This is a genomic window from Pseudomonas sp. NCIMB 10586 (assembly GCF_023127895.1).
GTDB lineage: Bacteria > Pseudomonadota > Gammaproteobacteria > Pseudomonadales > Pseudomonadaceae > Aquipseudomonas > Aquipseudomonas synxantha_A.
Map to the genome: position 1 here is coordinate 188,075 of NZ_SPKQ01000008.1, position 25,491 is coordinate 213,565.

The following is a 25,491-nucleotide window of genomic DNA, read 5'->3' on the forward strand; positions in this document are numbered from 1 at the left end:
GGCCTCAGATCACGATCAGGTCGGCTTGCAAGGCGCCGGCCTGTTTCAAAGCTTCGAGGATAGCCATCAAGTCGCCGGGCGCTGCGCCCACCTGGTTCACCGCACGGACAATCTCGTCCAGGGTGGTGCCGGGGCCGAACTTGAACATCGGCTTGGCTTCTTGCTGGGCATTGACCCGCGAGCGCGGGACCACGGCGGTCTGGCCGTTGGACAGCGGGCCCGGCTGGCTGACGATCGGGTCTTCGGTGATGGTCACCGTCAGGCTGCCGTGGGTCACAGCTGCCGGCGAGACCTTGACGTTCTGACCGATCACGATAGTGCCGGTACGCGAGTTGATGATGACTTTTGCCACAGCCTGGCCAGGGTCGACCTCCAGGTTTTCCAGGATCGACAGGTAGTCCACACGCTGGCTGGGGTCCAGTGGTGCGGTGACGCGAATCGAACCGCCATCGATGGCCTGGGCCACACCTGGGCCGAGCATGTCGTTGATCTTGTCGACCACGCGCTTGGCAGTGGTGAAGTCGGAGCGATTGAGGTTCAGGGTCAGGCTGTTGCCCTGGTTGAAACCGCTCGGCACGGTGCGTTCAACCGTCGCGCCACCGGGAATGCGCCCGGCCGACGGTACGTTGACAGTGATCTTCGAACCATCGCGGCCTTCAGCGTCAAACCCGCCGACCACCAGGTTGCCCTGAGCAATGGCGTAGACGTTGCCGTCGATACCTTTGAGCGGCGTCATCAGCAAGGTGCCGCCACGCAGGCTTTTGGAGTTGCCCATGGACGAAACGGTAATGTCCACCACCTGGCCCGGCTTGGCGAATGGCGGCAAATCGGCACTGATCGACACCGCGGCAACGTTCTTCAACTGCACGTTGCCCGAGCCTGGCGGCACCTTGATACCGAACTGGGACAGCATGTTGTTGAAGGTCTGCAGGGTGAACGGCGTCTGGGTGGTCTGGTCACCCGTGCCATTGAGCCCCACCACCAGGCCATAGCCGATCAACTGGTTGGAGCGCACGCCGGAAATACTGGCGATATCTTTGAGCCGCTCGGCCTGGGCCACAGTGCTCAAGGCCAGCAAGAGCGCCGTCGCCATCAGCTGCTTGAAATTCAAAATGGCCACCTAGAAAGGGAACAGCGGGCTAAGGAAGAAACGATCGAACCAGCCCGGCTGGCTTGCATCAGCAAACGAACCCGTCCCCGAGTAGGTGATGCGCGCATCGGCAATGCGCGTCGACGGCACGGTATTGTCGGTGGAAATATCATCGGCACGGACCATCCCGGCAATACGCACCAGCTCGTCGCCGGTGTTGAGGGTCATCCACTTTTCACCGCGTATGGCGATGATGCCGTTGGGCAATACGTCGGCCACGGTCACGGTGATCGAACCGGTCAGGCTGTTGCCCTGCCCCGCCGCACTCTTGCCGTTGGTGGCACGGTCGCCGCTGTAGCCGGCGTCCAGGCTCAGGTCACCACCGCCCAGCGGGTTGTTGGTGTTCAGGCCACCGCCGAACAGCGACGTCAGGCCGATGCTGGTCTTGCTGTTCTTGCCGATCTGCGAGTTGGCGTTCTTGCTGGCCTGGGTCTTCTCGTTGAGGGTGATGGTGATGATGTCACCGACCCGGAAGGCCTTGCGGTCGCTGTACAGGTTCTGTTCGAAACCAGCCTGGTAGATCGAGCCGTTATTGGCCGCCGCCGGCAGCGGCGTGCGTGGCAACACCGGCGCGTAGTACGGGTCATTGGGCTTTGGCGTGGGGGCGACACAGCCCGCGAGCACGGCGATCCCACTCAATGCCAAAACGGAAACATAGCGATTCATGACCCTTACCTCATGGTGTTGCAGGCGCCGTCAAGAGCGCCCCATAAACGTGATTACAGATTCTGCGTGACGAACGAGAGCATCTGGTCGGCGGTGGAAATCACCTTGGAGTTCATCTCGTAGGCGCGCTGGGTGGTGATCATGTTGACCATCTCCTCAACGGTGCTGACGTTGGAGGTTTCCAGGGTGCTTTGCAGCGTGGTGCCAAACCCGTTCAGGCCCGGGGTGCCGATTTGCGGCGCGCCGCTGGAGGCAGTTTCCAGGAACAGGTTATTGCCCATCGCTTGCAAGCCGGCCGGGTTGATGAAGTCGGCGGTTTGCAGGTTGCCGATCACTTGCGACGCCGGGTTGCCGGCCACAGTGATAGACACGGTGCCGTCGTTGCCCACGGTAAAGGTCTTGGCATCCGCCGGAACCACCACGGCCGGTTCCAGGGCGAAACCGTTGGCGGTGACGATCTGGCCGTTGGAGTCCAGGTGGAAAGTACCGTCGCGGGTGTAGGAGGTAGTCCCATCCGGTTGCAGGATCTGGAAGAAGCCACGGCCATTGATGGCCATGTCCAGCGGCTGGCCGGTTTGCTGCAGGTTACCGGCGCTGAAGTTTTTCTGGGTGCCGACGATCTGCACACCGGTACCCAATTGCAGGCCCGACGGCAATTCGCTGTCCTGGGTCGATTGGGCACCTGGCTGCTTCTTGATCTGATAGAGCAGGTCCTGGAACTCGGCGCGATCACGTTTGAAGCCCGTGGTCGACACGTTCGCCAGGTTGTTGGAAATGGTCGTCAGGTTGGTGTCCTGGGCGGACAGGCCTGTCTTGGCAACCCATAGAGCCGGAAGCATGCTGTTCTCCTTCGTGCGCCGGGTGGTGGGCGCTACGTTGCAAATTAGTTAATGGGCTTGAATCAGCTCATCTGCATGACGCGCGTCATGGCCTGGTCGTCTTCTTTAGCGCTGTTCATCATCTTGATGTGCAGCTCGAACTGCTTGGAAAGCGCCAGCACCGCGGTCATTTCTTCCACGGCATTGACGTTGCTCGCCTGCAGGAAGCCCGAAGTCAGCTTGACGTTCGCATCGGCCTGGGCTGGCTGGCCATCCTTGGTGTGGATGGTGCCGTCCAGGCCCTTGGTCATGTTCTTGAGGTCGGGCTGGACCATCTTGATCCGGTCCACTTCCGCCATCACCCGCGGGCCTTCGCCCATGGCGCGGATGCTGATGGTGCCGTCGGCACCGACTTCGATTTTCTGCTGGGGCGGCACGGCAATCGGGCCACCGTTACCCATGATCGGCATACCATTGCCGGCACGCAGCACCCCCAGCGCATCCACGTTCATGCTGGCGCTGCGTACGTAGGCTTCGCCGCCATCGGGGGTTTGCACGGCCATCCAGCCGTCGCCGCTGACGGCCACATCCAGGTCGCGACCGGTTTCGATCATCGCGCCCGGGGAGAAGTCAGTGGCCGGCCGCTCGGTCATGGCAAATGCCCGCGCCGGAAAGCTGTCACCGAACACCGGCATCGAACGCGCCTGCTCCAGGTCGCGCTGGAAACCGTTGGTGGAAATGTTCGCCAGGTTGTTGGCATGGGCCTTCTGCGCCAGTGCATTCTGGCTGGCGCCGGTCATTGCCACATAAAGGTACTTGTCCACGCTCTTTCCTCTTTCTGACGGACGCTTGCCGCCCACCGCTGTACTGAGGAGGCTTAAGCAATTTGCGAACCAACTTTAAAAAAAACGAAGGAGCCCCCTGAATACGGGGGGTTGAGGGCTGGAGCGTCGAGCAGACCCACTCTCAAGAGTCGAAAAAACGGCGGACTTATGCCGCTTGCGGCAAGACCTGACGCCCGAAGCCCTCCCCATGCCTGAATTACGCCGGTGCGTCGCCATTTCAGCTTCCTGGGCCGCTCTTATCGAGGGAAATGTTGCGATGGGTTATTAATACACACGCGGTGACTACCAGACTTATTATTTCAAATTCACGTACAGCGAGTGAAACCCATCTTTATCAGGCGCTTGAGCATTTAGTTAATACATGTTTTTACGCTTGCTTTCTCGGACATCTCACGACACTTACACCAAATTAAAACGTCTCGACACACGCTTACAATTACTAAACAACGACAACTTGAACACACCCTACTGCCTGCGTAAATTCTGCCCATCGCAACATCACCACCCCGAGTATTTAAAGTTGCGTGTTTGCGACACACCTATCACTAACTACAGGATCAGTATCATGTCCACTATTTCACAAGTACCCACCCTGCCTTTCAGTGTTCCTTACTTCCCTACAAGAGCGGGTGGCAGACCGGACCATGATGTATACCGACCTAACTACCCATCGGCCGCGCCCCATTATCACGCGTGCACCCACGAGCACAGGGCCGATGTTTCAGACTATCGTCCTGACCGATACTTTCCAGAGATGCACCGTGCCAGGGACTATTACCCCGACCGACGCATCTCGGACATGCAACCAGACTGGGACTATCGCCCTGGCCGGGATTTGCCGCAAATGCGTCGCGACTGGGACTACCTTCCCGAGCGGCGCGTACCAGACATGCGCCGTGACTGGAACTACCCTACTGACAGGTATGCTGATCAGCGGCCAAGTTATCTTGTCTCTCCAAGGCTCGCAGACGAATACGCACCAATAAATCAACATTGGAACCCGGCCGTAAAGGCGCTGGATAAACTTATCGACACACTGCCACAGGCCATGATCCGTATGGACATGGATATCACCACCAAGGATCTGCTTGGCGGCAAATATGGGCCACTCTCCCCCAGTATTACCAAGGAACTGGGGAAACTGGATGAACATAGGGACTACCGGATGGTGACTCAGTTTAACGGATACGCATTGACCTACCTCTGGGCACCCGTCGACGGTGGCAGGCCTGTATTTATTGAACAGCCAGAAAACGGCTATATGACGCCAACGAGCGGTACGGATTTATTAAAGCTGTTGAATTCGAATTCCGAAGCCCAACAATTCAAGGATTACGGCGTAACTGCCAAGGACCTGAAAAACGGCAAGTACGGAAAACTCTCTCCCGAGATTCAAAAAAGTTTGAGCAACTTGGAACATGACAAGAACTACAGCCTGATTGAGCTCTTTAAAATTGACAACGAAAACACAACGCTGGCCTGGAGGGACAAAAGTACAGGCAAGATTGAAGAAATAGGCCAGTACAACATTGTCTACGGCTGACACACTGGACAGTTGTCAGATCGGACACTGCGTTCACAAGACGCAGTGTCCAGCATCGCGATACCCTTACTTGATCACCTTATAGTCGCGCAACTTATTCGCAATGGTGGTGTGCGATACACCCAAGCGCTTACCCAGTTGCCGGCTGCTTGGGTGCTCGGCGTACAGGCTTTCCAACACGGCCTTTTCGAACCGCCCCACGATATCCTCCAAACCGCCTTCCAACGAAAAATCCCCAAGCGGCTGACGCACGCCGTAATCCGGCAGACGAATATGCTCGACCTTGACCGTGCCGCCCTCACACAACGATACCGCCTGAAACAACACGTTTTCCAACTGCCGCACATTGCCTGGCCAGTGGTAGTGGCTAAGACGCTCCATGGCAGCGGGCGCCAACTTGGGCAGCGGGCAACCGATCTGCCGACTGGCTTGGTCAAGAAAATGCTCGACCAAGGGCGCCAGGCCGTCCAGGCATTCACGCAAGGGTGGAATGTGCAGCGACAGCACGTTCAGTCGGTGATAGAGATCCTGGCGAAACTCACCCCGGGCGCAGAGTTCCGACAAGTCCACCTGGGTCGCACAGATCACCCGCACATCCAGATACACCTCTTCATCACTGCCGACCCGACGGAAACACCCATCCTGCAAGAAGCGCAGCAACTTCACCTGCAATCTCGCGCTCATTTCACCAACGCCATCAAGAAACAAGGTACCGCCCGCCGTCAACTCCAGCAGCCCGAGCTTGCCCTCCGCTCGCGCCCCCTCAAAAGCACCGGGGCCGTAGCCGAATAGTTCAGTTTCAGCCATCGACTCGGGCAACCCCGCACAATTGAGGGCCATCAAAGGCGACTGCCCTCGCGGGCTGGCCAGGTGACACGCACGGGCCAGCAGTTCTTTGCCGGTGCCGGTTTCGCCTTCTATTAATAGCGGCGCATCCAGCGGTGCCATGCGCCGTGCTTCGCGGACCACCGCAGCCATCACTTTGGAGCTTTGAAAGATGCTGTCAAAGCCGCGCAGCTCTTGCTTGCGCACGTTGTAGATGCGCTCACCCACACGGTCAGCGCGATGCAAGGTCAGCACGGCACCGGCCATGGCCTCACTGTCGTCATGCTCGCTGGATTGCAGTGGGGCGATATCCGCCAAAAACACGTCACCTTTGACCTTGACCCGCAAGCCGTTGATCCGCGATTTGCTGGCACGCACCAGTTCCGGCAAATCGAAGTCCTCGGCATAGCGCGACAGTGGAATACCCGGCACCTCATCCACCCGCACACCGAGTAACTGTGCCGCTGCACGATTGGCAGCGACGATAGAACCGCCCATGTCGATGGACAGCACTGGAAATTCCAGGGCGCCGAGCAGCGCATTGAGTTCCATATGCCGCCGCTCGCTCGGCATCAGCCCCACCCTTTTGACGCCGAATACGCCGGCAATCGCCTCGAACTGCGGGCGCAATGCCTGGAATTGCATGTTCACCAGGTTCGGGCAAAACAGGTAGATGGCATTGCCATGCTCACCGCCGACCTCGCCCTTGGCGACGTTGACGCCGTACTCCACCAACAGGTTGAGGATGTCCCGCAGGATGCCGATGCGGTTCTGGCAGTGCACTTTGATACGCATGGAAAGGCTCGAAAAGTAGGGAGGCACCGCGTCTTTTTGCCGCTGGGCGCAGATAGTCGTCAAGATTATGTGACAGCGCGTCACCTTTTCACAGCCCAAGACACAGATAAGGCCTACACCCGTAACGAATACTTTACGAAAACGGGTAGTTTTTCCTACGCACCCAGGCAAGACCGCGATGGAATCCGGCGCTGTTCGGGTTATCAATAGGTGCATCGCAGGACATAACAAGAACGAATGCCTAGCAGGAGAGCCGTATGAAGCAGACGCACTACGTGGCCCGCGAGCCCGATGCGCAAGGTTTTATCCATTACCCGCCAGAAGAACACGCGGTATGGAACACGCTGATCACTCGCCAACTCAAAGTGATCGAAGGCCGTGCCTGCCAGGAATACCTGGACGGCATCGACAAGCTCGGCCTGCCGTTGGATCGCATCCCCCAGTTGGGCGAAATCAACAAGGTGCTGGCCGAAACCACCGGCTGGCAAGTCGCGCGTGTACCCGCACTGATTCCCTTCCAGACCTTTTTTGAATTGCTCGCCAGCAAGCAATTTCCGGTGGCGACCTTTATTCGTACCCGTGAAGAGCTGGACTACCTGCAAGAACCGGATATTTTCCACGAGATCTTTGGCCACTGCCCGCTGCTGACCAACCCCTGGTTCGCCGAATTCACCCACACCTACGGCAAGCTCGGCCTGGCGGCCACCAAGGAGCAACGGGTGTACCTGGCGCGCCTGTACTGGATGACCATCGAGTTCGGCCTGGTGGACACGCCCCAAGGGCGGCGCATCTACGGTGGCGGCATTCTGTCTTCGCCTAAAGAAAGCGTGTATTGCCTGTCGGATGAGCCCGAGCACCAAGCCTTCGATCCGCTGGAAGCGATGCGCACCCCTTATCGTATCGACATCCTGCAACCGCTGTACTTCGTATTGCCCGAACTCAAGCGCCTGTTCGACGTGGCGCAGGAAGACATCATGGGCATGGTCGAGCGCGGTATGGAATTGGGCTTGCACGCACCGAAATTCCCGCCAAAGCCCAAGGCTGCTTGAGCTGTGCCTTTTTAGGCCAGGTGAGTCTGTTCCCTGGCCGCGCGTTGCTTTAGGGTAACGCCACTGACCTTCAAACATTCGAATTCAGGACACCTCCCATGACCACCTTGAACCAAGCCCACTGCGAAGCCTGCCGCGCCGATGCCCCGCAAGTCAGCGATGAAGAACTGCCGGTGCTGCTCAAGCAGATCCCTGACTGGAACATCGAAGTGCGCGACGGCGTCATGCAGCTGGAAAAGGTCTTCCTGTTCAAGAACTTCAAGTTCGCCCTGGCCTTCACCAACGCCATGGGTGAAATCTCCGAAGCCGAAGGCCATCACCCTGGCCTGCTCACCGAATGGGGCAAAGTCACCGTGACCTGGTGGAGCCACTCCATCAAGGGCCTGCACCGCAACGACTTCATCATGGCTGCGCGCACCGACGAAGTGGCCAAGACTGCCGAGGGCCGCAAGTAATGCACTTCGATGCGATTGGCCGCGTGCCCGGTGACCCGATCCTCGGGCTGATGGACCTGTATGCCCAGGATGCCAACCCGAACAAGTTCGACCTGGGCGTGGGCGTGTATAAGGACGACCAGGGCCTGACGCCGATTCCCCACTCGGTGAAGCTGGCGGAACAGCGCCTGGTTGATACCCAGGTGACCAAGACCTACATCGGTGGCCATGGTGACGCGGCTTTCGGCACCCTGATCAGTGAGCTGGTGCTCGGTGCCGATTCGGCATTGTTGCGCGAACGCCGCGCCGGCGCCACCCAGACCCCAGGCGGTACCGGCGCCCTGCGCCTGAGCGCTGACTTTATCGCCCAGAGCCTGCCTGGCCGTGGCGTGTGGTTGAGCAACCCGACCTGGCCGATCCACGAGACCATTTTTGCCAAGGCCGGGCTTAAGGTCAGTCACTACCCTTACGTAGGCAGCGACAATCGCCTGGATGTGGCGGCGATGCTTGCGACCCTGTCCACGGTACCCAAGGGTGACGTGGTGCTGCTGCATGCCTGCTGCCATAACCCGACCGGCTTCGACCTGACCCAGGATGACTGGCGCCAGGTGTTGCAGATTGTGCGGGAACGCCAGTTGCTGCCGCTGATCGACTTTGCTTACCAGGGCTTTGGTGATGGCCTGGAGCAGGACGCGTGGGCGGTGCGCCTGTTTGCAGCCGAGTTGCCGGAAGTGCTGGTCACCAGTTCCTGCTCGAAGAACTTCGGTCTGTATCGCGACCGGGTCGGCGCACTGATCGTGTGTGCTGCGGATGCCGAAAAGCTCACCGATGTGCGCAGCCAACTGGCGAATATCGCCCGCAACCTGTGGTCGACGCCGCCGGATCATGGCGCTGCCGTGGTGGCGACCATCCTCGGTGATACCGAGCTGAAAAAACTGTGGAGCGAGGAAGTCGAGGCCATGCGCTCGCGGATCGCGCACTTGCGCTCCGGGTTGGTGGAAGCCTTGAAGCCCCATGGCTTGGCCGAGAAGTTTGCCCATATCGGCGCGCAGCGCGGGATGTTTTCCTATACCGGTTTGAGTGCCGAGCAGGTCAAGCAACTGCGCGAGGAGCACAGCGTGTATATGGTCAGTTCAGGCCGGGCCAACGTGGCCGGGGTGGATGCGACACGTTTGACGCTGCTGGCCCAAGCTATCGCCGACGTTTCCAACTGAAAACTGCGGGATCAAAAATGTGGGAGGGGGCACGCCCCCTCCCACATTTTTACCGAGGCGAGGCTTTTAGCCAGCGACCATTTCAGCCTTGAGCTGCGCCTCCCTGGCCTGGACGTCCGCCAACCGATACAACTCGATATGCCCATCCCAGTGCTCGATCAGCGCGGTGCACGACTCTACCCAATCCCCGCAATTGAGGTAATCCACCTCGCCCACTTTGCGAATCTCGGCATGGTGGATATGCCCGCACACCACCCCATGCAGTTCGCGCCTGGTGACTTCGTGGGCAATCGCTTCTTCGAAATCGCTGATAAAGCTCACGGCGCTTTTCACCTTGTGTTTCAGGTACGCCGACAGCGACCAGTAGCCATAACCGTAGCGCGCGCGCCAATGGTTGAGCCAGCGGTTAAGCGTGAGGGTGAATTCGTAGGCCGAGTCGCCGAGGAACGCCAGCCAACGGTGATAACGGGTGATCACATCGAACTGGTCGCCATGGATCACCAATAGATGCCGACCGTCGGCGGTCACATGCACTGCCTCATCGACCAACTGGATATTGCCCAGGATCAGCTTGGAATAGCGTCGTAAAAATTCATCATGGTTGCCAGTGACGTAGATCACTTCGGTACCGCGCTTGGCCATGGTCAGCAAGCGACGGATCACGTTGGTGTGGGCCTGGGGCCAATACATGCCGCCGCGCATTTTCCAACCATCGATAATATCGCCCCCCAGGTAGACTTTGTCGGCGTGGTAGCCCTTGAGAAACTGCGACAAGTGCTCGGCCTGGCAATCCCGGGTGCCTAGATGCACGTCGGAAATCCACAGGGTTCGCACCCGTTGTTTGCGGCTGGGCTTGGTGAACTCGGCATGGGTCATGGGCATCCCTCGACGCTGTTTTCGCGAGCTTGCGCCTTGGCGATTAATAGCCCATGACAGCTGTGCGTCAGTCTGATGACAGCGCTAAATGCCCGCAAAGCGTTGTAGACTGGCGCCTTGCCGCCCTGGAGATTGCGATGAGCCCGAGCCTCACGCTACGCCACTACCTCGAAGCCCCCATCGCCCACAGCCATGACCATGCGCAGTTGGTGTTCGGCCTGTCCGGGCACCTGGAGCTGGAAGTCGATGGCCGTGGCAGCCAAGTGCGCGAGAGCAGTGTGATGGTGCTGCCCTTCTCCACCCATCATGCCTGTGGCAGCCGCGATGGCAGCCGCTGCCTGGTGCTGGATGTGCCGACCGAGCATTGGGTGGTGCAATCCCTGGGCGAGCATGCCGATGCCAGTCGCCGCTTGCTGGGGCAACCGGCGCGACTGACGCTGGATCCGCGGCAAAGCCAACTGGTGCAGTGGCTGGCGCACAGCCCGGTGGACGACCCGCTGATCGTCCAGCAAGGTGCGGTGCTGTTACTGGCCAGCCTCAATCATCCCCAGGCTAAATCGCAGCCTGGCCGGCGCCTGCCTTATGCAGCGTTCAATGCCCATATCCAGCGCCATGCTGCGCGCCCGTTGCAGGTGGCCGACCTGGCGCGCATCGCCGGGCTTTCCGTGGCGCGCCTGCATGCACGCTTCATGGCCGAATGCGGGCAAACGCCGATGGATTATCTACGCAGTCGTCGCCTGCATATGGCCCTGGAGCTTTTGCGCAGCACACCGGTGGCCATTGGTGAGATTGCCGAGCGCGTTGGCTATGCCTCGCAAAGCGCATTCAGTGCAGCCATGCTTCGCGAGTTTGGCGCCTCCCCTAGCGCCCTGCGTCGGGCCGACTGACAAGAGCCCTACGCTAAGAATCGCGAGGCCGGCGACAGACGCCCGCAAACCATGCCTCTAGACTGCGAGGCTGTTACCCCCGTTGCTTCAAGGATCGCAATGACTCCCCGTTCAGCCCTCGGCGCCCTGCATATCGGCGCATTGATGTTTGGCCTCACCGGCGTATTCGGCAAGCTGGCGGCGGCCTCCCCTGCCATCATCGTGTTTGGTCGCGCCGCGTTTGCTGTACTCGCCCTGGCGGTGTTTGCCCGCTTTGCCAGCAACGCGCCCTGGAAGACACTGGAGATGCGCGACTGGCGCCGCCTGCTGGTCAGCGGTGTGTTGCTGGCCGCGCATTGGGTGACGTTCTTTATTGCCGTCAAAGTCGCCGGCGTGGCCGTGGCGACCCTGGGGTTTACCGCCTTTCCGGCCTTTACCGTGATCCTTGAAGGGTTGATCTTCCGCGAGCGCATTCGCGCCAATGAAGTGCTGCTAGTGGCCCTGGTCACCGTTGGCCTGGTGCTGGTGACCCCGGATTTCAACCTCGCCAGCGAGGCCACCAGCGGCCTACTGTGGGGGATCGCCTCGGGGCTGTTGTTCTCGTTGTTATCGCTGAACAATCGCGCCAGCTCCGGGCGCATTCCTGCGGTACAGGCCGCGCTGTGCCAGAACGTGGTGGTCGCGGCCTGCCTGCTGCCGGTGGCCGCACCAGGGCTGGCGGATGTACGTGGGATTGACTGGCTGTGGATCGGGTTGCTGGGAGTGTTTTGTACTGGTCTTGCCCATAGCCTGTTTGTCGCCAGCCTTGCCGTGATCAAGGCGCGCACCGCCTCGGTGGTGTTTGCCATGGAACCTGTCTACGGCATCACCGTGGCCTGGCTGTTGTTTGCCGAAACCCCGACCTTACGCATGTTGCTGGGCGGCGCCTTGATCATCCTCGCCATCGTGCTTTCCGGCCTGATGGGCAGCGCCAGCCAGGCCAAACAACCGGCAACCACAGCCTGATCTATACTTTAAACGTCCGCAACAGTCTGTAGTCGTTCAACGGATAAAGACTCCTCGACGACAGCCATGGTGCTTTCTGAAGTTGCTGCAAGCGAGTGGTCACCCCTCAATGCGATGCAGGAGTTTCATCATGGAAATGCTCATCAGCTTGCTGGTCCAGATCATCAGCGGTGCCGTCGGTGGCAACATCGCCGGCATGACCAAACAGAGCCTGGGGACAGGGCTCAATACCTTTCTCGGCGGAGTCGGCGGCTTGGTGCTGGGCCAGATTGTCGCCGCACTCACGGGCACCACCAGCGGCGAAGCGCTGGATGTTGCCGCGATCGGCAGCAATATTGTCGGCGGTGGCGTCGGTGGGTTGGTATTGACGTGGGCCGTCGGTTTTATCAAACAAAAGCTCGCTGCCAAGTAGCGGTAGGGTCACCGCCCCTCTGTGGCGGTGACTTTCATTGCGTACGATCGTTATGGCCCAGATCGCGCTGCGGGTCGATCTGGTCGCGTACCCGCTGTTTTAGTACCTTGGCCTCGGGAAAGCCGCCGTCGGCTTTGCGTTCCCAGATCTGCACGCCATCACAGGTGATGCGAAAGGCGCCACCGGTGGCCGGCTCCAGCGCCACGCGCCCCAGGTCATCGGCAAATGTACTGAGCAACTCCTGGGCCAGCCACGCGGCGCGCAGCAACCACTGGCACTGGGTGCAATAAGTGATAACGATCTCGGGTTTGCTTGCAGACATAATTTAAGCGGCTCCTGACATGACGGGCCCAGCGAATCGAGTGGCTATAATAGCGGCCTTTATCGCCCAGCCTCGAGATTGATGATGCGCCGCCTGCTGTCTTGCCTGTTCCTGTGCCTAGTCCCCCTGCTTGCCGAAGCCTTGGAAGCACCCCGCCCTAAAATCGGCCTGGTGTTGTCCGGTGGTGCCGCCCGTGGCCTGGCGCATATCGGTGTGCTCAAAGCCCTTGAGGAACAGGGCATCCATATTGATGCGATTGCCGGCACCAGCATGGGTGCGGTAATTGGCGGGCTGTACGCATCGGGCTACAAGATCGACGAACTGGAGAAGCTGGCGCTGGGCATCGACTGGCAACAGGCCCTGTCGGACGCCCCACCACGCGAAGACGTACCATTTCGGCGCAAACAGGACGACCGGGATTTCCTGGTCAAGCAGAAACTCAGTTTCCGCGACGACGGCAGCCTCGGCCTGCCACTGGGTGTGATCCAGGGCCAGAACCTGGCGCTGCTGCTGGAAAGCATGTTTGCCCACAGCAGCAACACGCGTAACTTCGACAAGCTGCCGATCCCGTTCCGCGCAGTGGCCACCGACATTACCACCGGCGAAAAAGTCGTGTTCAGCAAGGGCCACCTGCCCCAGGTGATACGCGCCAGCATGTCGATCCCCGCCGTGTTCGCCCCGGTGGAACTGGACGGCCGCCTGCTGGTGGACGGCGGTATGACCGACAACATCCCGTTGGATGTGGCGCGGGAGATGGGCGTCGATATTGCCATCGTGGTCGACATCGGCACCCCGCTGCGCTCGCGCAAGCAATTGGCGACCGTGGTGGACGTGCTCAACCAGTCCATCACCCTGATGACCCGGCGCAATTCCGAGGAGCAACTCAAGGCTCTGAACCCCAAGGATGTGCTGATCCAACCGCCTCTGGCCGCCTATGGCGTGACCGACTTCGGCCGCGCCAAAGACATGATCGACGCCGGTTACCGCGCCACCCGCGCCCTGGATGTGCGCCTGGCGAACCTGCGTCCGGTCGAGCCCATCGACGCGCAACTGGTGGCTGCACGCACGCCGGGCGAGCGCACCCCGGTGATCACCGCTATCAAGGTGGAGAACGACTCCAAAGTCAGCGACGACGTGATCCGCTATTACATCCGTCAGGGGCTGGGAGAACCGCTGAACCTGGGGCGCCTGCAATCGGACATGGGCACACTGTACGGCCTGGATTACTTCGAGCAGGTGCAATACCGCGTGGTCAAAAAGGGCCAGGACAACACCCTGGTGATCAGCGCGCGGGGCAAGCGCAGCGGCACCGACTACCTGCGCCTGGGCTTGAACCTGTCGGATGACATGCGCGGCGACAGCGCTTTCAACCTTGGCGCCAGCTATCGAGTGAACGGCATCAACCGCCTCGGCGCGGAATGGCTGACTCGGGTGCAGATCGGTGATCGACAGGAGCTGTACAGCGAGTTCTACCAACCGATGGACACCGGGTCGCGCTACTTCGTCGCGCCTTACATCAGAGCCGAGGCGCAGAACGTTGAGCTGATCCTGGACAACGACCCCATCTCCGAATATCGCCTGGAACGCTATGGCTTTGGCTTGAACGTAGGACGCCAGATCGGCAACAGCGGCGAGATCCGCTTCGGCGTAGGTGAGGCGTGGGGCAAGGCGGACGTGCGTATCGGCGAGCGCGACCTGCCGAGCGTGAGTTTCAGCGAAGGGTTCTATGAGCTTAAATATTCCTTCGACTCCCTCGACAACGTCTACTTCCCGCACAGCGGCGAAGACATAGGCCTGGCCTTTCGCGAATTCGAACCCGGACTGGGTTCGGACCAGCGCTACCGTCAATGGGAGTTCAAACTGGACAAGGCCATGAGCCATGGCCCGGACACTCTGATACTCGGCGGTCGCTATGGACGCACGCTGGATAATTCCGATGTGGTGATCTCCAGCTTCCTGCTGGGTGGGGCGCGGCAATTGTCGGGCTTTCGCCAGGATGCGATTTCGGGCCAGAACGTCAGCCTGATGCGCGCGGTGTACTTCCGCCGGCTGACCCCACGCTCGTACCTGCCACTGGACTTCCCGTTGTACCTGGGTGCCTCACTGGAACGGGGCCGGGCGTGGAACAACGACAACGAATTCGACAGCGGGTATATCAATGCCGCGAGTATTTTCCTGGGGTTTGATACGCCACTGGGGCCGCTGAATTTCAGCTATGGGTTCAATGATGATAATCAGAAGGCGGTGTACCTGAACCTGGGCCAGACCTTCTGACACAGCACAGAACTAATGTGGGAGGGGGCTTGCTCCCGATGGCGGGGTATCAGTCAACAATTCTGTAGCTGGCCCACCGCAATCGGGAGCAAGCCCCCTCCCACATTTGGTTCTCGGCGAATTGGGAGTCAGGACTTTTCCAGGTTAGCCAGAATGTGCTCGTGCACACGCATGCACACGCGCAGATCCTCTTCATTCACCCCAACGAACAGCTCATGGCGCAAGGCCGTGGCGATGGTCTCGATCTGGTCGATCAGCGGTTGAGCGGTATCACACAACAAAATGCGTTTGGCGCGGCGGTCTTCCACCACGGCCTGGCGTTGCACCAGGCCCTGGCCTTCCAGGCTGTCGAGCAGGCGCGCCAAGGTCGGCCCTTCGACGCCGACACTTTGTGCCAGTTCACGTTGGGTAGGTGCTTCGACAAAACGGGCCAGATGCAGCAGCACCAGCCAGCGCGCCTGGGACAACCCTAGCCCCGCCAAACGACGGTCCAGCTCGGCGCGCCAACCTCGGGACATTTGCGCCAACTGCATGCCAAAACGGTGTTGATCGGTTAACGGCATAAAAAACTCATGTTTAAGACTGAAAATAAAGTGTGGCTAATTATTAGTCAGCTAAGCATGAGCCATGCCAGTAGGCAAGGCCCGGTATGTACTGATTCGTTACATTGTCGTAATTGCCACACTAAATTTCGAATTCCGACTGCAAAGCGGCACGCACGCAGTACAAAACACCCTCGGGAACACGCCCGGTGAACAATGGAGCGATCTCCACTACAGGTGGCAATTCGCCTTCTCCGTCGAGGAAGGCATCCTGGATTTCGCCGAGTAAATCCTCAGGCAAATCAAGGGCCTGCTCCAGCGACAACTGTTGCTTGCCAATGGCTTCGGCGAGCAGGGTATACACATTTTTTTCCGAGCATTGCAGTTGGCCGGCGATCTGGATCGGGGTCATGCCAGCGCGGGCCAGGCTGATCAGTTCGTGGCGAATATCGGCGATTTCCTTCGGCGCTTCTGCCTGGCCGCCGAGCACTTCGAGGAAGGCCTGGCCGTAACGCTCCAGCTTGCGCGCACCCACGCCACTGACCCGAGCCATCTCGGCCATGGTGGTGGGTTGCTCGCGGAGCATTTCCAGCAAGGTGGAGTCGGGGAAGATAACGTAGGGCGGCACGCTGTGTTCCTGCGCCAATTTGCGCCGCAGGGTACGCAACGCCTCCCACTGCTCGCGCTCCTCGCCCCGCACCAACTGGCTGGCCTGGCTGGTGCTGCTGCTTTTGGCGCTGGCCTGCGGCTTTAGGTCGCGGCGCAGTTCCAGGCTGACTTCACCCTTGAGCAACGGCCGGCAACTGTCGTTCAGGCGCAGCCCGCCATAGCCTTCGATATCAATGTCGACGAGGCCACGGGCAACCATCTGGCGAAACAGCGAACGCCATTCGCCCTCGGCACGGGCCTTGCCGACGCCATAGACCGACAGTTTTTCGTGGCCGAAGCTACGAACTTTTTCATTGTCCTTGCCGAGCAACACATCCACCAGATGGCCCACGCCATAGCGCTGGCCAGTGCGATAGATCGTCGACAACGCCTGGCGCGCAGGCTCGGTAGCGTCCCAGGTTTGCACGCCGTCGATGCAGTTGTCGCAGTGGCCGCAGGGTTGCGGCATGTCTTCGTCGAAATACGCCAGCAGCGTCTGACGGCGGCAGCGGGTTTCTTCGCACAACGAAAGCATGGCGTCGAGCTTGTGCTGCTCCAGACGCTTGTGACGCTCGTCCCCTTCGGAGTTCTGCAGCATCTGCTTGAGCATCACCACGTCCTGCAGGCCGTAGACCATCCAGGCATCCGCCGGCAGGCCATCACGGCCGGCACGTCCGGTTTCCTGGTAATAGGCCTCAAGGGATTTGGGCAGGTCCATGTGCGCCACGAAACGCACGTTGGATTTGTCGATACCCATGCCGAAGGCGATGGTCGCCACCATGATCAGGCCTTCCTCGTTGAGGAAGCGTTTCTGGTGCGCAGAGCGCGTTTCATTGGGCAGGCCGGCGTGGTAAGGCAGCGCCGGGTAGCCTTGCTCGCACAGGAACGCAGCGACTTCATCGACCTTCTTGCGTGACAGGCAGTAGACAATACCCGCATCGCTGCGCCGCTCGGACAGGAACGCGAGCAACTGCTTGCGTGGCTGCTCCTTGGGTACGATGCGATAGAAGATATTCGGCCGGTCAAAGCTGGACAGGAAGCGCTCGGCATTCTGCAAATGCAGGCGCTCGACGATCTCTTCACGGGTACGTTTGTCGGCGGTGGCGGTCAGGGCGATGCGCGGCACGTCGGGGAACAGCTCCGCCAATTGACCAAGCTGCAGGTATTCGCGGCGGAAATCGTGGCCCCACTGCGATACACAGTGGGCTTCGTCGATGGCGAACAGGGCGATTTCCAGGCTCTGCAAAAAGGCCAACATGCGTGGCTGCACCAGACGCTCCGGCGCCAGGTACAACATCTTCACTTCACCGCGCTTGATTCGTGCGGCCAGGTCGCGCTGCTGCTCGGCGCTGAGAGTGGAGTTCAGGGAAGCGGCGGCGACGCCCAGCTCTTCGAGGGTGGCAACCTGATCGTCCATCAACGCGATCAGCGGCGACACCACCACCGCCAGGCCGTTGCGCAACAGCGCGGGTACCTGGAAGCACAGCGACTTGCCGCCACCGGTAGGCATCAGCACCAGGGCATCGCCGCCGCTGGCCACACGCTCAATGATCGCACCCTGGCGGCCACGAAAACTGTCGTAGCCGAAGATGTCCTTGAGGACGCGTTGAGCCTGCTCGAGCATGTAAAACTCCAAAATGGTGCCGAAATCCCTCTGTACAGGCTGGCCGAAAAAATACGCTTTCACGGAAAATAATCCGTAAGCGAAGTTTTCCCGGATTGGCGCTAAGCCTGCAGGGGCATCACAAAACGCGGCAGTATACCCGAGCGTCATCGGCCAAAGGGCGCGACTGACGAATAGACGCCCGCTCTAAAACCGGGCAAATATGCCGTGCGGCTGGCCTGGGCGCTCAAGAAAGCCTAGAATTCAGCATCGTTTATTCCCAAGGTAGCCCTTCAATGTCCTTCGCTGAGCAACTAACCCGCCTGCAAGCCTTCCTCGACGCCGATGAGCTGCATGACGAGGCGCTGGACTACGTGGCCGCCCACGGCTACCTGACCGCCCTGTCGATCTGCTCCGAAACCGTCCCGGACCGTGAATGGATCGACGCGCTGTTCGCTGAAGAGCCTCATTACAGCGACGCCGCCCAGCGCGAAGAAATCGAATCCACCCTGATCGCCCTCAAGGCCCACATTGCGCGCCAACTGGCCTCCGACGAAGAGTTCGAGCTGCCATGCGACCTCGACCTGGGCGACGACCCGGATGACTCCGACCTGCGCGGCTGGTGCATCGGTTTCATGGAAGGCGTGTTCCTGCGTGAAGCCGCCTGGTTCGAAACCGCCGAAGAAGAAGTCAGCGAAATGCTCCTGCCGATCATGGTTGGTTCGGGCCTGTTCGAAGAAGAAGCAGAGTTCTCCGACATCGCCGCCGATGCCAACCTGATGGACGACATGATCGTGCAGATCCCGGAAGCCCTGACCGCGCTGTACCTGCTGTGCAACGCGCCTGACGAAAAACCGGCGATCCTCAAGCCACGTCACCACTGAGTCGCTTGCCCGTGGCACCCATGGGCGACCGCTCACTGCTCCTGCGCTACGTACTGCTGGCCATCGGCTGGCTGAGCGTAGCGCTGGGAGTGATTGGCATTTTCCTACCGGTATTGCCGACCACGCCCTTTCTACTGCTGGCCGCCGCCTGCTTCGCTCGAAGCTCCCCGCGGTTCTATCACTGGCTGGTGGAACACCCACGGCTGGGCCCATGGATTCGTGATTACCTGGATGGCAACGGCATTCCACTCAAGGGTAAGGTCTACGCCATCGGCCTGATGTGGCTGAGCATCGCGCTATCATGTTACCTGGTGCCCTTGCCGTGGGCTCGCGGCTTCATGCTGACCAGCGCCGTGCTGGTGACGATCTACATCCTGCGCCAGAAAACCCTGCCCCCGCGCTGAACGCACCTGCGACATTAGATCCCACGCGACCTTGGTCGACACTGACTAACAACAGGCATCATGCGAGACTGTCCAACCGGGCCCGGAATGCCCGGGTGTTCTTATGCTCGGAGTTACCATGACGCTGTCCAGCGGGCTGATCGCCGCCGTTGCCCTGGCCTATATGGCCATTATGTTTGCCATCGCTTTTTACGGTGACCGCCGCCATGCGCCGCTGCCACCCCGGGTGCGTGCGTGGGTCTATAGCTTGTCGCTGGCGGTGTACTGCACCAGTTGGACGTTCTTCGGAGCGGTAGGCCAAGCCGCCGAGCAGTTGTGGGCATTTTTACCGATCTACCTGGGGCCGGTGCTGTTACTGGTGTTGGCGCCTTGGGTGCTGCAGAAGATGATCCTGATCAGCAAGCAGGAAAACATCACCTCCATCGCCGACTTTATCGCCGCTCGCTATGGCAAATCCCAATCCCTGGCGGTGGTGGTCGCGCTGATCTGTCTGGTCGGCGTGCTGCCCTATATCGCGCTGCAACTCAAAGGCATCGTGCTGGGCGTAAACCTGTTGATCGGCGCAGGCCCCGACACCACCGGTACCCGGGCTCAGGACACCGCCTTGATCGTGTCGCTGGTGCTGGCGCTGTTCACTATCGTGTTTGGTACGCGCAACCTCGATGCCACCGAACACCACCGGGGCATGGTGCTGGCGATTGCCTTTGAGTCTTTGGTCAAGCTGTTCGCATTTCTCGCGGTCGGCGCGTTTGTGACCTACGGCTTGTACGACGGTTTCGGCGATCTGTTCAGCCAGGCCATGCTCGCGCCGCGCCTGGAGGAATACTGGAAAGAAACGATCAACTGGCCATCAATGGTGGTGCAGACTGGCGTCGCCATGATGGCGATCATCTGCCTGCCCCGGCAATTCCATGTGACTGTCGTTGAGAACATTGACCCGCAGGACCTGCGCCTGGCCAAGTGGGTATTTCCGGCGTACTTGATCCTCGCCGCGTTGTTCGTGGTACCGATCGCCCTGGGCGGAAAAATGCTGTTGCCCGGTTCGGTGCTGCCCGACTCCTACGTGATCAGCCTGCCGATGGCCCAGGCCCACCCGGCCCTCGCCGTACTGGCGTTCATCGGCGGGGCTTCGGCAGCCACCGGCATGGTCATCGTGGCCAGCATCGCGTTGTCGACCATGGTCTCCAACGACATGCTGTTGCCGTGGTTGCTGCGCCGCTCCAGCGCCGAGCGGCCGTTCGAAGTGTTCCGCCACTGGATGCTCTCGGTACGCCGGGTGAGCATTGTGATCATTCTGCTGCTGGCGTATGTGAGCTACCGTCTGCTGGGCTCGACTGCCAGCCTGGCCACCATCGGCCAGATCGCTTTTGCCGCCGTGACCCAACTGGCCCCGGCAATGCTCGGTGCGCTCTACTGGAAGCAGGCCAACCGGCGCGGTGTATTTGCCGGCCTGGCCGCCGGTACATTCCTGTGGTTCTACACCTTGGTCCTACCGGTGACGGCGAAAAGCCTTGGCTGGTCGCTCAGCCTTTTCCCCGGCCTGACCTGGATGCACTCCCACCCATTCGGGCTGTCGGTGACGTCGCTGACCTTGGGTACAGTGTTCTCCCTGGCGGGTAACTTCACCCTCTTCGTCTGGGTATCGATGCTGTCGCGCACGCGAGTTTCCGAGCACTGGCAGGCCGGCCGGTTTATCGGCCAGGAAATCAACCAGCGCGCCAATGCTCGTTCCATGTTGTCGGTGCAGATCAGCGACCTGCTCAGCCTGGCTGCACGTTTCGTCGGCGAAGAACGTGCCCAGCAGAGCTTCATTCGCTTTGCCTATCGCCAGGGTAAAGGCTTCAACCCCAACCAGAATGCCGACAACGATTGGATCGCCCATACCGAGCGTTTGTTGGCCGGCGTACTCGGCGCCTCCTCGACGCGGGCAGTGGTGAAAGCCGCGATCGAAGGCCGGGAAATGCAGCTGGAGGACGTAGTACGCATCGCCGACGAAGCCTCCGAGGTGCTGCAATTCAACCGCGCCCTGCTGCAAGGCGCTATCGAGAACATTACCCAGGGCATCAGCGTGGTGGACCAGTCGCTCAAGCTGGTGGCCTGGAACCGGCGCTACCTGGAGCTGTTCAACTACCCGGACGGTTTGATCAGCGTCGGCCGGCCGATTGCCGACATTATTCGCTACAACGCCGAGCGCGGCCTGTGCGGGCCGGGTGAAGCCGAAGTGCACGTGGCGCGACGCCTGCACTGGATGCGCCAGGGCCGCGCGCACACCTCCGAGCGCCTGTTTCCCAATGGCCGGGTGATCGAGTTGATCGGCAACCCGATGCCCGGTGGCGGTTTTGTCATGAGTTTCACCGACATCACCGCGTTCCGCGAAGCCGAACAGGCACTGACCGAGGCAAACGAGGGCCTGGAACAGCGAGTGACCGAGCGCACCCATGAGTTGTCGCAGCTCAACGTGGCGCTGACCGACGCCAAAGGCGTGGCCGAATCTGCCAGCCAATCGAAGACGCGATTCCTGGCGGCGGTGAGCCACGATCTGATGCAACCGCTGAACGCCGCACGTCTGTTCTCCGCCGCCCTCTCCCACCAGCACGACGGCCTGTCCGACGAGGCGCGGCAACTGGTGCAGCATCTGGACAGCTCGTTGCGCTCAGCCGAAGACCTGATCAGCGACTTGCTGGACATATCGCGCCTGGAAAACGGCAAGATCAATCCACAACGCCAGCCCTTTGTACTCAATGAGCTATTTGACACCCTGGGCGCAGAATTCAAGGCGCTGGCCCATGAGCAAGGCTTGCGCTTCCGTTGGCGCGGCAGCCGCCTGCGAGTGGACAGCGACATCAAGTTGCTGAGGCGGGTGTTGCAGAACTTTCTGACCAATGCCTTCCGTTATGCCGACGGGCCCGTACTGCTGGGCGTACGTCGACGTCAGGGCGAACTGTGCCTGGAAGTATGGGACCGAGGCCCGGGCATTCCGCCGGACAAGCAAAAAGTGATCTTCGAAGAATTCAAGCGCCTGGACAGCCACCAGACCCGCGCCGAGAAGGGCCTGGGCCTGGGCTTGGCGATTGCCGACGGCCTGTGCCGCGTGTTGGGCCATCGCCTGAGCGTGCGCTCGTGGCCGGGCAAGGGCAGCGTGTTTAGCGTGTGCGTGCCGCTGGCGCGCAACCAGGCCAGCCCGCAGCCAAAAGCCGCCGTGGAGAACGGCCTGCCCCTGAGCGGTGCGCGGGTGCTGTGCGTGGATAACGAGGAAAGCATCCTGATCGGTATGCGCAGCCTGCTGACACGCTGGGGCTGCGAAGTCTGGACCGCCACCGACCAGGCCCAGTGCGCAGCGCTGCTGGCCGACGGTATGCGACCGCAACTGGCGCTGGTGGATTATCACCTGGACCACGGCGAAACCGGCACCGAACTGATGGGCTGGCTGCGAGCGCAATTGGCCGAGCCTATTCCCGGCGTTGTGATCAGTGCCGACGGGCGCCCGGAGATGGTGGCGCAGGTGCATGGGGCGGGGCTGGACTACCTGGCCAAGCCGGTGAAGCCGGCGGCGTTGAGGGCACTGTTGAGCAGGCACCTGCCCTTGTAAAAGGGTCGTGCGTGGTCAAAATGTGGGAGGGGCTTGCCCACTCCCACATTTGGCCCCAAGTCTATTCGGGGAGATGCGCCACGCCATCCGAATCTGTCATCGCTCGCTCCAGCAAATCCGCCGGAAGGCTCTTGCTGGCTCGGGCGCCGAGCAACCTTAACTGCTCGGTACGGCTGACCAGATTCCCACGCCCGTCCGTCAATTTGTTGCGCGCCGCACTGTAAGCCTTGTCCAACTGCTGCAGCCGGTTGCCCACTTCGTCCAGGTCCTGGATAAACAACACGAACTTGTCGTACAGCCAACCGGCACGCTCGGCGATTTCCCGGGCGTTCTGGCTCTGACGCTCCTGCTTCCACAGGCTATCGATCACCCGCAGGGTGGCGAGCAAGGTGGTGGGGCTGACAATCACGATATGGCGATCGAAGGCTTCCTGGAACAAATTCGGTTCAGCCTGCAAGGCCGCGGAAAAAGCCGCCTCGATCGGTACGAACAGCAGAACGAAATCCAGGCTGTGCAAACCTTCCAGGCGCTTGTAGTCCTTGCCGGCCAAGCCCTTGACGTGATTGCGCAAAGACAGCACATGCTGCTTCAACGCCGCCTGGCCAATCACTTCGTCATCCGCCGCCACGTACTGTTGATAGGCGGTCAAGCTGACCTTGGAGTCGACCACCACCTGCTTGTCACCCGGCAACATGATCAGCACGTCCGGCTGGAAGCGCTCGCCATCCGGGCCCTTGAGGCTGACCTGGGTCTGGTATTCGCGGCCTTTTTCCAGGCCTGCGTGTTCCAGCACCCGCTCAAGAATCAGTTCCCCCCAGTTGCCCTGGGTTTTCTGCCCCTTGAGGGCGCGGGTCAGGTTGGTGGCTTCGTCCGACAGGCGCAGGTTCAGTTGCTGCAGGCGCTCAAGCTCCTTGGCCAGGGAGAACCGCTCACGGGCTTCGTTTTGATAGCTTTCTTCAACGCGTTTCTCGAAGGACTGGATGCGCTCCTTGAGCGGGTCGAGCAACTGGCCCAGGCGTTCCTGGCTGGTTTCGGCGAAGCGCTGTTCACGCTCGTCGAAGATTTTACCGGCAAGCTCGGCGAATTGAGCACGCAGCTCGTCCCGTGAGCCTTGCAGGTCAGTGAGGCGCTGCTGATGGCTCTCCTGTTGCTCGCGCAATTCCGCGCTCAGGGCTGCGGCCAAGGCGTCGAGACGGCGCAGTTCGGTTTCCTTGGCGCTGCGATCGAGGTTCCAGGCATGGGCGGCATCGCGGGCGTTATCGCGGTCGATCTGCAACAGTTCGACTTCGCGACCCAGTGCCGCCAGGTCGGCTTGTTTGGCGGCGTTGGCCTGGCTCAGGTCGCTGATTTCATCGCGACTGGCATCCAGCTGGGCGGCGAGCCCCTCTTGGGCCAGTTGCGCGTTTGCCAGGCGTTCTTCCAGCAGTTCCCACCCGGTGTTGCGCGCGTTCAAGCGCCGCTGAATCTGCCAGCACAGCGCCAGTAACGGTACGGCTGCGCCAACGAGCCCCAAGGCAATACTGGTCCAGTCAAAAACCATAGCCATTTCTGCCATCACCAAAAAAGATCAAGGGTAACCAAGCACAGGGCCCGAAGACAGCTCAGTCTTCGACCTGGCGCAGTTCACTCTGGGCGCGACGATCGCCGGCGCGAGCGGCCGAGCGTAATAGATCATGACCAATGCGCCGGTCACGTGCGTTTCCGCACTCGCGGCACATCAGCTGGCCGAGACGACTCTGTGCGGCCACCACGCCTTCCCGGGCAGGCTGCTTGAGCAAACGCCCAGCGAAGTGCTTGACGTTGCGGCTCTGGCCCAGACGCGGGCTGTCGAGCAGCCACAGAGCGACCTTCAAGGAAAAACGCTTGGGTGCGGTAACAGTTTGAGTAGTGTCGGTAACAGAAGGTGATACTGAGCGAAACTTCATAAAGCACTGTGGGACAGAACGGAAGGCGCGCCACTCTACTCTTTTTTTCGTACAGGTAAAGCTGAAAAAAACCTGCACGCCCGTCCTAGAGCAAGCGCTTGGGACAATCCACAGAAGCTGTGGATAACTCAGTGGACAACCCTCCTTGAACTCGCGCAAAGGCCCATGGAACGGGGCCCCCGGTCAAACTGACGATTTTTTCACCAATAAAAAAAAGCCAGATTTTTCATTGACTTAAATTTTGATTACAGGCAAATGGGCGCCCTTCGCGGTGAGTGGCAGGAGGGTTACACATGCCGCAACCAATGTGCACAAGTAACTATTCAAGGGTTATATCGCCGGCGTTTTTTGATTCAACACGCGTTAAACATGTTACTGCCAGGACAAACCCGGGGGCTTTTCAAATCTGTCCCGGCTCGCCACACTGCGCCACCGTCAACGCAACTCTGTAGGGCCGATGAAAGGAATTCTGCTTTTCGCCATGCTGCTGTTGGCCATCTGCGCGACATCGTTGGGAATCAATGCAGCGCTACCCTCTCCGGACGGCGCGTTGTTCGCTATCGCGATTTTGCTCTCGGCCGCCTTTACCGCCGCGAGCCTGTGCATCGAACTGAGTGACGGCCGGATCAATGATCTGCACGAGGTCATGAAACTGATCGAGACCGGCCAGTCCTTGCGCCTGACGCTCGCCGCTTACGCACTGGGCTGCGCCCTGGCTGCGTCTATGACCGTATTGGTCTATCGTGGACTGCTCGGCGGCTGATTAAAGTTTTTTACCAACCCCCTTCCCTTCCCTGCTTCA

General features: G+C 60.3%; 23 protein-coding genes. 12 read left to right on the forward strand and 11 right to left on the reverse strand.

Annotated features, from left to right (window positions below; translation table 11 throughout):
• Nucleotides 1–4: 4 nt before the first annotated feature.
• The 4 genes from E4P01_RS04450 to E4P01_RS04465 form a co-directional block, all read right to left on the reverse strand.
• Nucleotides 5–1,093 (reverse strand): flagellar basal body P-ring protein FlgI, encoded by a 1,089-nt coding sequence (locus E4P01_RS04450; protein WP_164699565.1) that lies wholly within the window; start codon nt 1,091–1,093, stop codon nt 5–7.
• Nucleotides 1,094–1,120: 27 nt separating this feature from the next.
• On the reverse strand, nt 1,121–1,816 hold the full coding sequence (gene flgH, locus E4P01_RS04455; protein WP_005790104.1) for a flagellar basal body L-ring protein FlgH: 696 nt from the start codon (nt 1,814–1,816) through the stop codon (nt 1,121–1,123).
• Between the two features lie 53 nt (nt 1,817–1,869).
• Nucleotides 1,870–2,655, reverse strand: coding sequence for a flagellar basal-body rod protein FlgG (flgG, locus tag E4P01_RS04460; protein WP_005790105.1), 786 nt, complete (start codon nt 2,653–2,655; stop codon nt 1,870–1,872).
• A 62-nt stretch (nt 2,656–2,717) separates the two neighbouring features.
• Nucleotides 2,718–3,458, reverse strand: a complete 741-nt coding sequence (locus E4P01_RS04465; RefSeq protein WP_032880052.1) for a flagellar basal body rod protein FlgF — start codon at nt 3,456–3,458, stop codon at nt 2,718–2,720.
• A 586-nt stretch (nt 3,459–4,044) separates the two neighbouring features.
• On the opposite strand from E4P01_RS04465, the gene E4P01_RS04470 reads away from it, so the two are divergent.
• Nucleotides 4,045–5,022, forward strand: a complete 978-nt coding sequence (locus E4P01_RS04470; protein WP_216091910.1) for a hypothetical protein — start codon at nt 4,045–4,047, stop codon at nt 5,020–5,022.
• Between the two features lie 66 nt (nt 5,023–5,088).
• Here E4P01_RS04470 and E4P01_RS04475 read toward each other — a convergent pair whose 3' ends face one another.
• Nucleotides 5,089–6,642 (reverse strand): sigma-54-dependent phenylalanine hydroxylase transcriptional regulator PhhR, encoded by a 1,554-nt coding sequence (locus E4P01_RS04475; RefSeq protein WP_005790109.1) that lies wholly within the window; start codon nt 6,640–6,642, stop codon nt 5,089–5,091.
• Between the two features lie 257 nt (nt 6,643–6,899).
• On the opposite strand from E4P01_RS04475, the gene phhA reads away from it, so the two are divergent.
• From phhA to E4P01_RS04490, 3 genes are all read left to right on the forward strand, one after another.
• Nucleotides 6,900–7,691 (forward strand): phenylalanine 4-monooxygenase, encoded by a 792-nt coding sequence (gene phhA / locus E4P01_RS04480; RefSeq protein WP_043049667.1) that lies wholly within the window; start codon nt 6,900–6,902, stop codon nt 7,689–7,691.
• A 98-nt stretch (nt 7,692–7,789) separates the two neighbouring features.
• On the forward strand, nt 7,790–8,146 hold the full coding sequence (locus E4P01_RS04485) for a 4a-hydroxytetrahydrobiopterin dehydratase (protein WP_005790113.1): 357 nt from the start codon (nt 7,790–7,792) through the stop codon (nt 8,144–8,146).
• Nucleotides 8,146–9,339 (forward strand): amino acid aminotransferase, encoded by a 1,194-nt coding sequence (locus E4P01_RS04490; protein WP_078821979.1) that lies wholly within the window; start codon nt 8,146–8,148, stop codon nt 9,337–9,339. The genes E4P01_RS04485 and E4P01_RS04490 overlap by 1 nt, the downstream gene beginning before the upstream one ends.
• Before the next feature lie 66 nt (nt 9,340–9,405).
• On the opposite strand, the gene E4P01_RS04495 is transcribed toward E4P01_RS04490, so the two are convergent.
• The gene (locus E4P01_RS04495) at nt 9,406–10,215 is read right to left on the reverse strand and encodes a UDP-2,3-diacylglucosamine diphosphatase (RefSeq protein ID WP_216091911.1); all 810 of its coding nucleotides are present in this window, start codon (nt 10,213–10,215) and stop codon (nt 9,406–9,408) included.
• Between the two features lie 137 nt (nt 10,216–10,352).
• On the opposite strand from E4P01_RS04495, the gene E4P01_RS04500 reads away from it, so the two are divergent.
• From E4P01_RS04500 to E4P01_RS04510, 3 genes are all read left to right on the forward strand, one after another.
• Nucleotides 10,353–11,102 carry an AraC family transcriptional regulator gene (locus E4P01_RS04500; RefSeq protein WP_216091912.1) on the forward strand — a complete coding sequence of 250 codons (750 nt, stop codon included), beginning with the start codon at nt 10,353–10,355 and terminating at the stop codon, nt 11,100–11,102.
• Between the two features lie 99 nt (nt 11,103–11,201).
• Complete coding sequence (locus tag E4P01_RS04505; RefSeq protein ID WP_032880046.1) at nt 11,202–12,086, forward strand: DMT family transporter; 885 nt, start codon at nt 11,202–11,204, stop codon at nt 12,084–12,086.
• Between the two features lie 130 nt (nt 12,087–12,216).
• Nucleotides 12,217–12,498: a hypothetical protein gene (locus E4P01_RS04510; protein ID WP_003193002.1), complete on the forward strand. Its 282-nt coding sequence runs from the start codon at nt 12,217–12,219 to the stop codon at nt 12,496–12,498.
• Between the two features lie 34 nt (nt 12,499–12,532).
• On the opposite strand, the gene E4P01_RS04515 is transcribed toward E4P01_RS04510, so the two are convergent.
• Entirely contained in the window at nt 12,533–12,820 is a 288-nt protein-coding gene (locus tag E4P01_RS04515) for a SelT/SelW/SelH family protein (RefSeq protein WP_043049661.1), read from the reverse strand.
• 84 nt (nt 12,821–12,904) lie between these two features.
• On the opposite strand from E4P01_RS04515, the gene E4P01_RS04520 reads away from it, so the two are divergent.
• The gene (locus E4P01_RS04520) at nt 12,905–15,094 is read left to right on the forward strand and encodes a patatin-like phospholipase family protein (protein WP_005790125.1); all 2,190 of its coding nucleotides are present in this window, start codon (nt 12,905–12,907) and stop codon (nt 15,092–15,094) included.
• Between the two features lie 128 nt (nt 15,095–15,222).
• Here E4P01_RS04520 and E4P01_RS04525 read toward each other — a convergent pair whose 3' ends face one another.
• Nucleotides 15,223–15,657, reverse strand: coding sequence for a MarR family transcriptional regulator (locus E4P01_RS04525; protein WP_003193007.1), 435 nt, complete (start codon nt 15,655–15,657; stop codon nt 15,223–15,225).
• A gap of 121 nt (nt 15,658–15,778) precedes the next feature.
• Nucleotides 15,779–17,908 carry a DNA helicase RecQ gene (gene recQ, locus E4P01_RS04530; RefSeq protein ID WP_005790127.1) on the reverse strand — a complete coding sequence of 710 codons (2,130 nt, stop codon included), beginning with the start codon at nt 17,906–17,908 and terminating at the stop codon, nt 15,779–15,781.
• 275 nt (nt 17,909–18,183) lie between these two features.
• Here recQ and E4P01_RS04535 point away from each other — a divergent pair, with 275 nt between their 5' ends.
• The 3 genes from E4P01_RS04535 (at nt 18,184) to E4P01_RS04545 (ending at nt 22,764) form a co-directional block, all read left to right on the forward strand.
• A complete protein-coding gene (locus E4P01_RS04535; protein ID WP_005790129.1) occupies nt 18,184–18,771 on the forward strand; it encodes a YecA family protein in 588 nt (195 codons plus the stop codon).
• Nucleotides 18,772–18,791: 20 nt separating this feature from the next.
• Entirely contained in the window at nt 18,792–19,175 is a 384-nt protein-coding gene (locus E4P01_RS04540) for a YbaN family protein (RefSeq protein WP_103733678.1), read from the forward strand.
• A 118-nt stretch (nt 19,176–19,293) separates the two neighbouring features.
• Nucleotides 19,294–22,764 (forward strand): PAS domain-containing hybrid sensor histidine kinase/response regulator, encoded by a 3,471-nt coding sequence (locus E4P01_RS04545; protein WP_032880045.1) that lies wholly within the window; start codon nt 19,294–19,296, stop codon nt 22,762–22,764.
• 61 nt (nt 22,765–22,825) lie between these two features.
• Here the strand turns inward: E4P01_RS04545 and rmuC are convergent, their stop codons facing one another.
• The gene (gene rmuC, locus E4P01_RS04550) at nt 22,826–24,190 is read right to left on the reverse strand and encodes a DNA recombination protein RmuC (protein WP_177464428.1); all 1,365 of its coding nucleotides are present in this window, start codon (nt 24,188–24,190) and stop codon (nt 22,826–22,828) included.
• A gap of 175 nt (nt 24,191–24,365) precedes the next feature.
• Nucleotides 24,366–24,689: a hypothetical protein gene (locus E4P01_RS04555; protein ID WP_032880044.1), complete on the reverse strand. Its 324-nt coding sequence runs from the start codon at nt 24,687–24,689 to the stop codon at nt 24,366–24,368.
• Nucleotides 24,690–25,146: 457 nt separating this feature from the next.
• Between E4P01_RS04555 and E4P01_RS04560 the strand changes: the two genes are divergently transcribed.
• The gene (locus E4P01_RS04560) at nt 25,147–25,452 is read left to right on the forward strand and encodes a hypothetical protein (protein ID WP_216091913.1); all 306 of its coding nucleotides are present in this window, start codon (nt 25,147–25,149) and stop codon (nt 25,450–25,452) included.
• The last annotated feature ends 39 nt before the right edge of the window (nt 25,453–25,491 follow it).

Bases quoted from the DNA above. Each gene is read 5' to 3' on its own strand.
- E4P01_RS04450 (WP_164699565.1), bottom strand. From the start codon at position 1,093: ATGGCGACGGCGCTCTTGCTGGCCTTGAGCACTGTGGCCCAGGCCGAG.
- flgH (WP_005790104.1), bottom strand. From the start codon at position 1,816: ATGAATCGCTATGTTTCCGTTTTGGCATTGAGTGGGATCGCCGTGCTC.
- flgG (WP_005790105.1), bottom strand. From the start codon at position 2,655: ATGCTTCCGGCTCTATGGGTTGCCAAGACAGGCCTGTCCGCCCAGGAC.
- E4P01_RS04470 (WP_216091910.1), top strand. From the start codon at position 4,045: ATGTCCACTATTTCACAAGTACCCACCCTGCCTTTCAGTGTTCCTTAC.
- E4P01_RS04475 (WP_005790109.1), bottom strand. From the start codon at position 6,642: ATGCGTATCAAAGTGCACTGCCAGAACCGCATCGGCATCCTGCGGGAC.
- phhA (WP_043049667.1), top strand. From the start codon at position 6,900: ATGAAGCAGACGCACTACGTGGCCCGCGAGCCCGATGCGCAAGGTTTT.
- E4P01_RS04485 (WP_005790113.1), top strand. From the start codon at position 7,790: ATGACCACCTTGAACCAAGCCCACTGCGAAGCCTGCCGCGCCGATGCC.
- E4P01_RS04490 (WP_078821979.1), top strand. From the start codon at position 8,146: ATGCACTTCGATGCGATTGGCCGCGTGCCCGGTGACCCGATCCTCGGG.
- E4P01_RS04495 (WP_216091911.1), bottom strand. From the start codon at position 10,215: ATGACCCATGCCGAGTTCACCAAGCCCAGCCGCAAACAACGGGTGCGA.
- E4P01_RS04500 (WP_216091912.1), top strand. From the start codon at position 10,353: ATGAGCCCGAGCCTCACGCTACGCCACTACCTCGAAGCCCCCATCGCC.
- E4P01_RS04505 (WP_032880046.1), top strand. From the start codon at position 11,202: ATGACTCCCCGTTCAGCCCTCGGCGCCCTGCATATCGGCGCATTGATG.
- E4P01_RS04510 (WP_003193002.1), top strand. From the start codon at position 12,217: ATGGAAATGCTCATCAGCTTGCTGGTCCAGATCATCAGCGGTGCCGTC.
- E4P01_RS04515 (WP_043049661.1), bottom strand. From the start codon at position 12,820: ATGTCTGCAAGCAAACCCGAGATCGTTATCACTTATTGCACCCAGTGC.
- E4P01_RS04520 (WP_005790125.1), top strand. From the start codon at position 12,905: ATGCGCCGCCTGCTGTCTTGCCTGTTCCTGTGCCTAGTCCCCCTGCTT.
- E4P01_RS04525 (WP_003193007.1), bottom strand. From the start codon at position 15,657: ATGCCGTTAACCGATCAACACCGTTTTGGCATGCAGTTGGCGCAAATG.
- recQ (WP_005790127.1), bottom strand. From the start codon at position 17,908: ATGCTCGAGCAGGCTCAACGCGTCCTCAAGGACATCTTCGGCTACGAC.
- E4P01_RS04535 (WP_005790129.1), top strand. From the start codon at position 18,184: ATGTCCTTCGCTGAGCAACTAACCCGCCTGCAAGCCTTCCTCGACGCC.
- E4P01_RS04540 (WP_103733678.1), top strand. From the start codon at position 18,792: ATGGGCGACCGCTCACTGCTCCTGCGCTACGTACTGCTGGCCATCGGC.
- E4P01_RS04545 (WP_032880045.1), top strand. From the start codon at position 19,294: ATGACGCTGTCCAGCGGGCTGATCGCCGCCGTTGCCCTGGCCTATATG.
- E4P01_RS04555 (WP_032880044.1), bottom strand. From the start codon at position 24,689: ATGAAGTTTCGCTCAGTATCACCTTCTGTTACCGACACTACTCAAACT.
- E4P01_RS04560 (WP_216091913.1), top strand. From the start codon at position 25,147: ATGAAAGGAATTCTGCTTTTCGCCATGCTGCTGTTGGCCATCTGCGCG.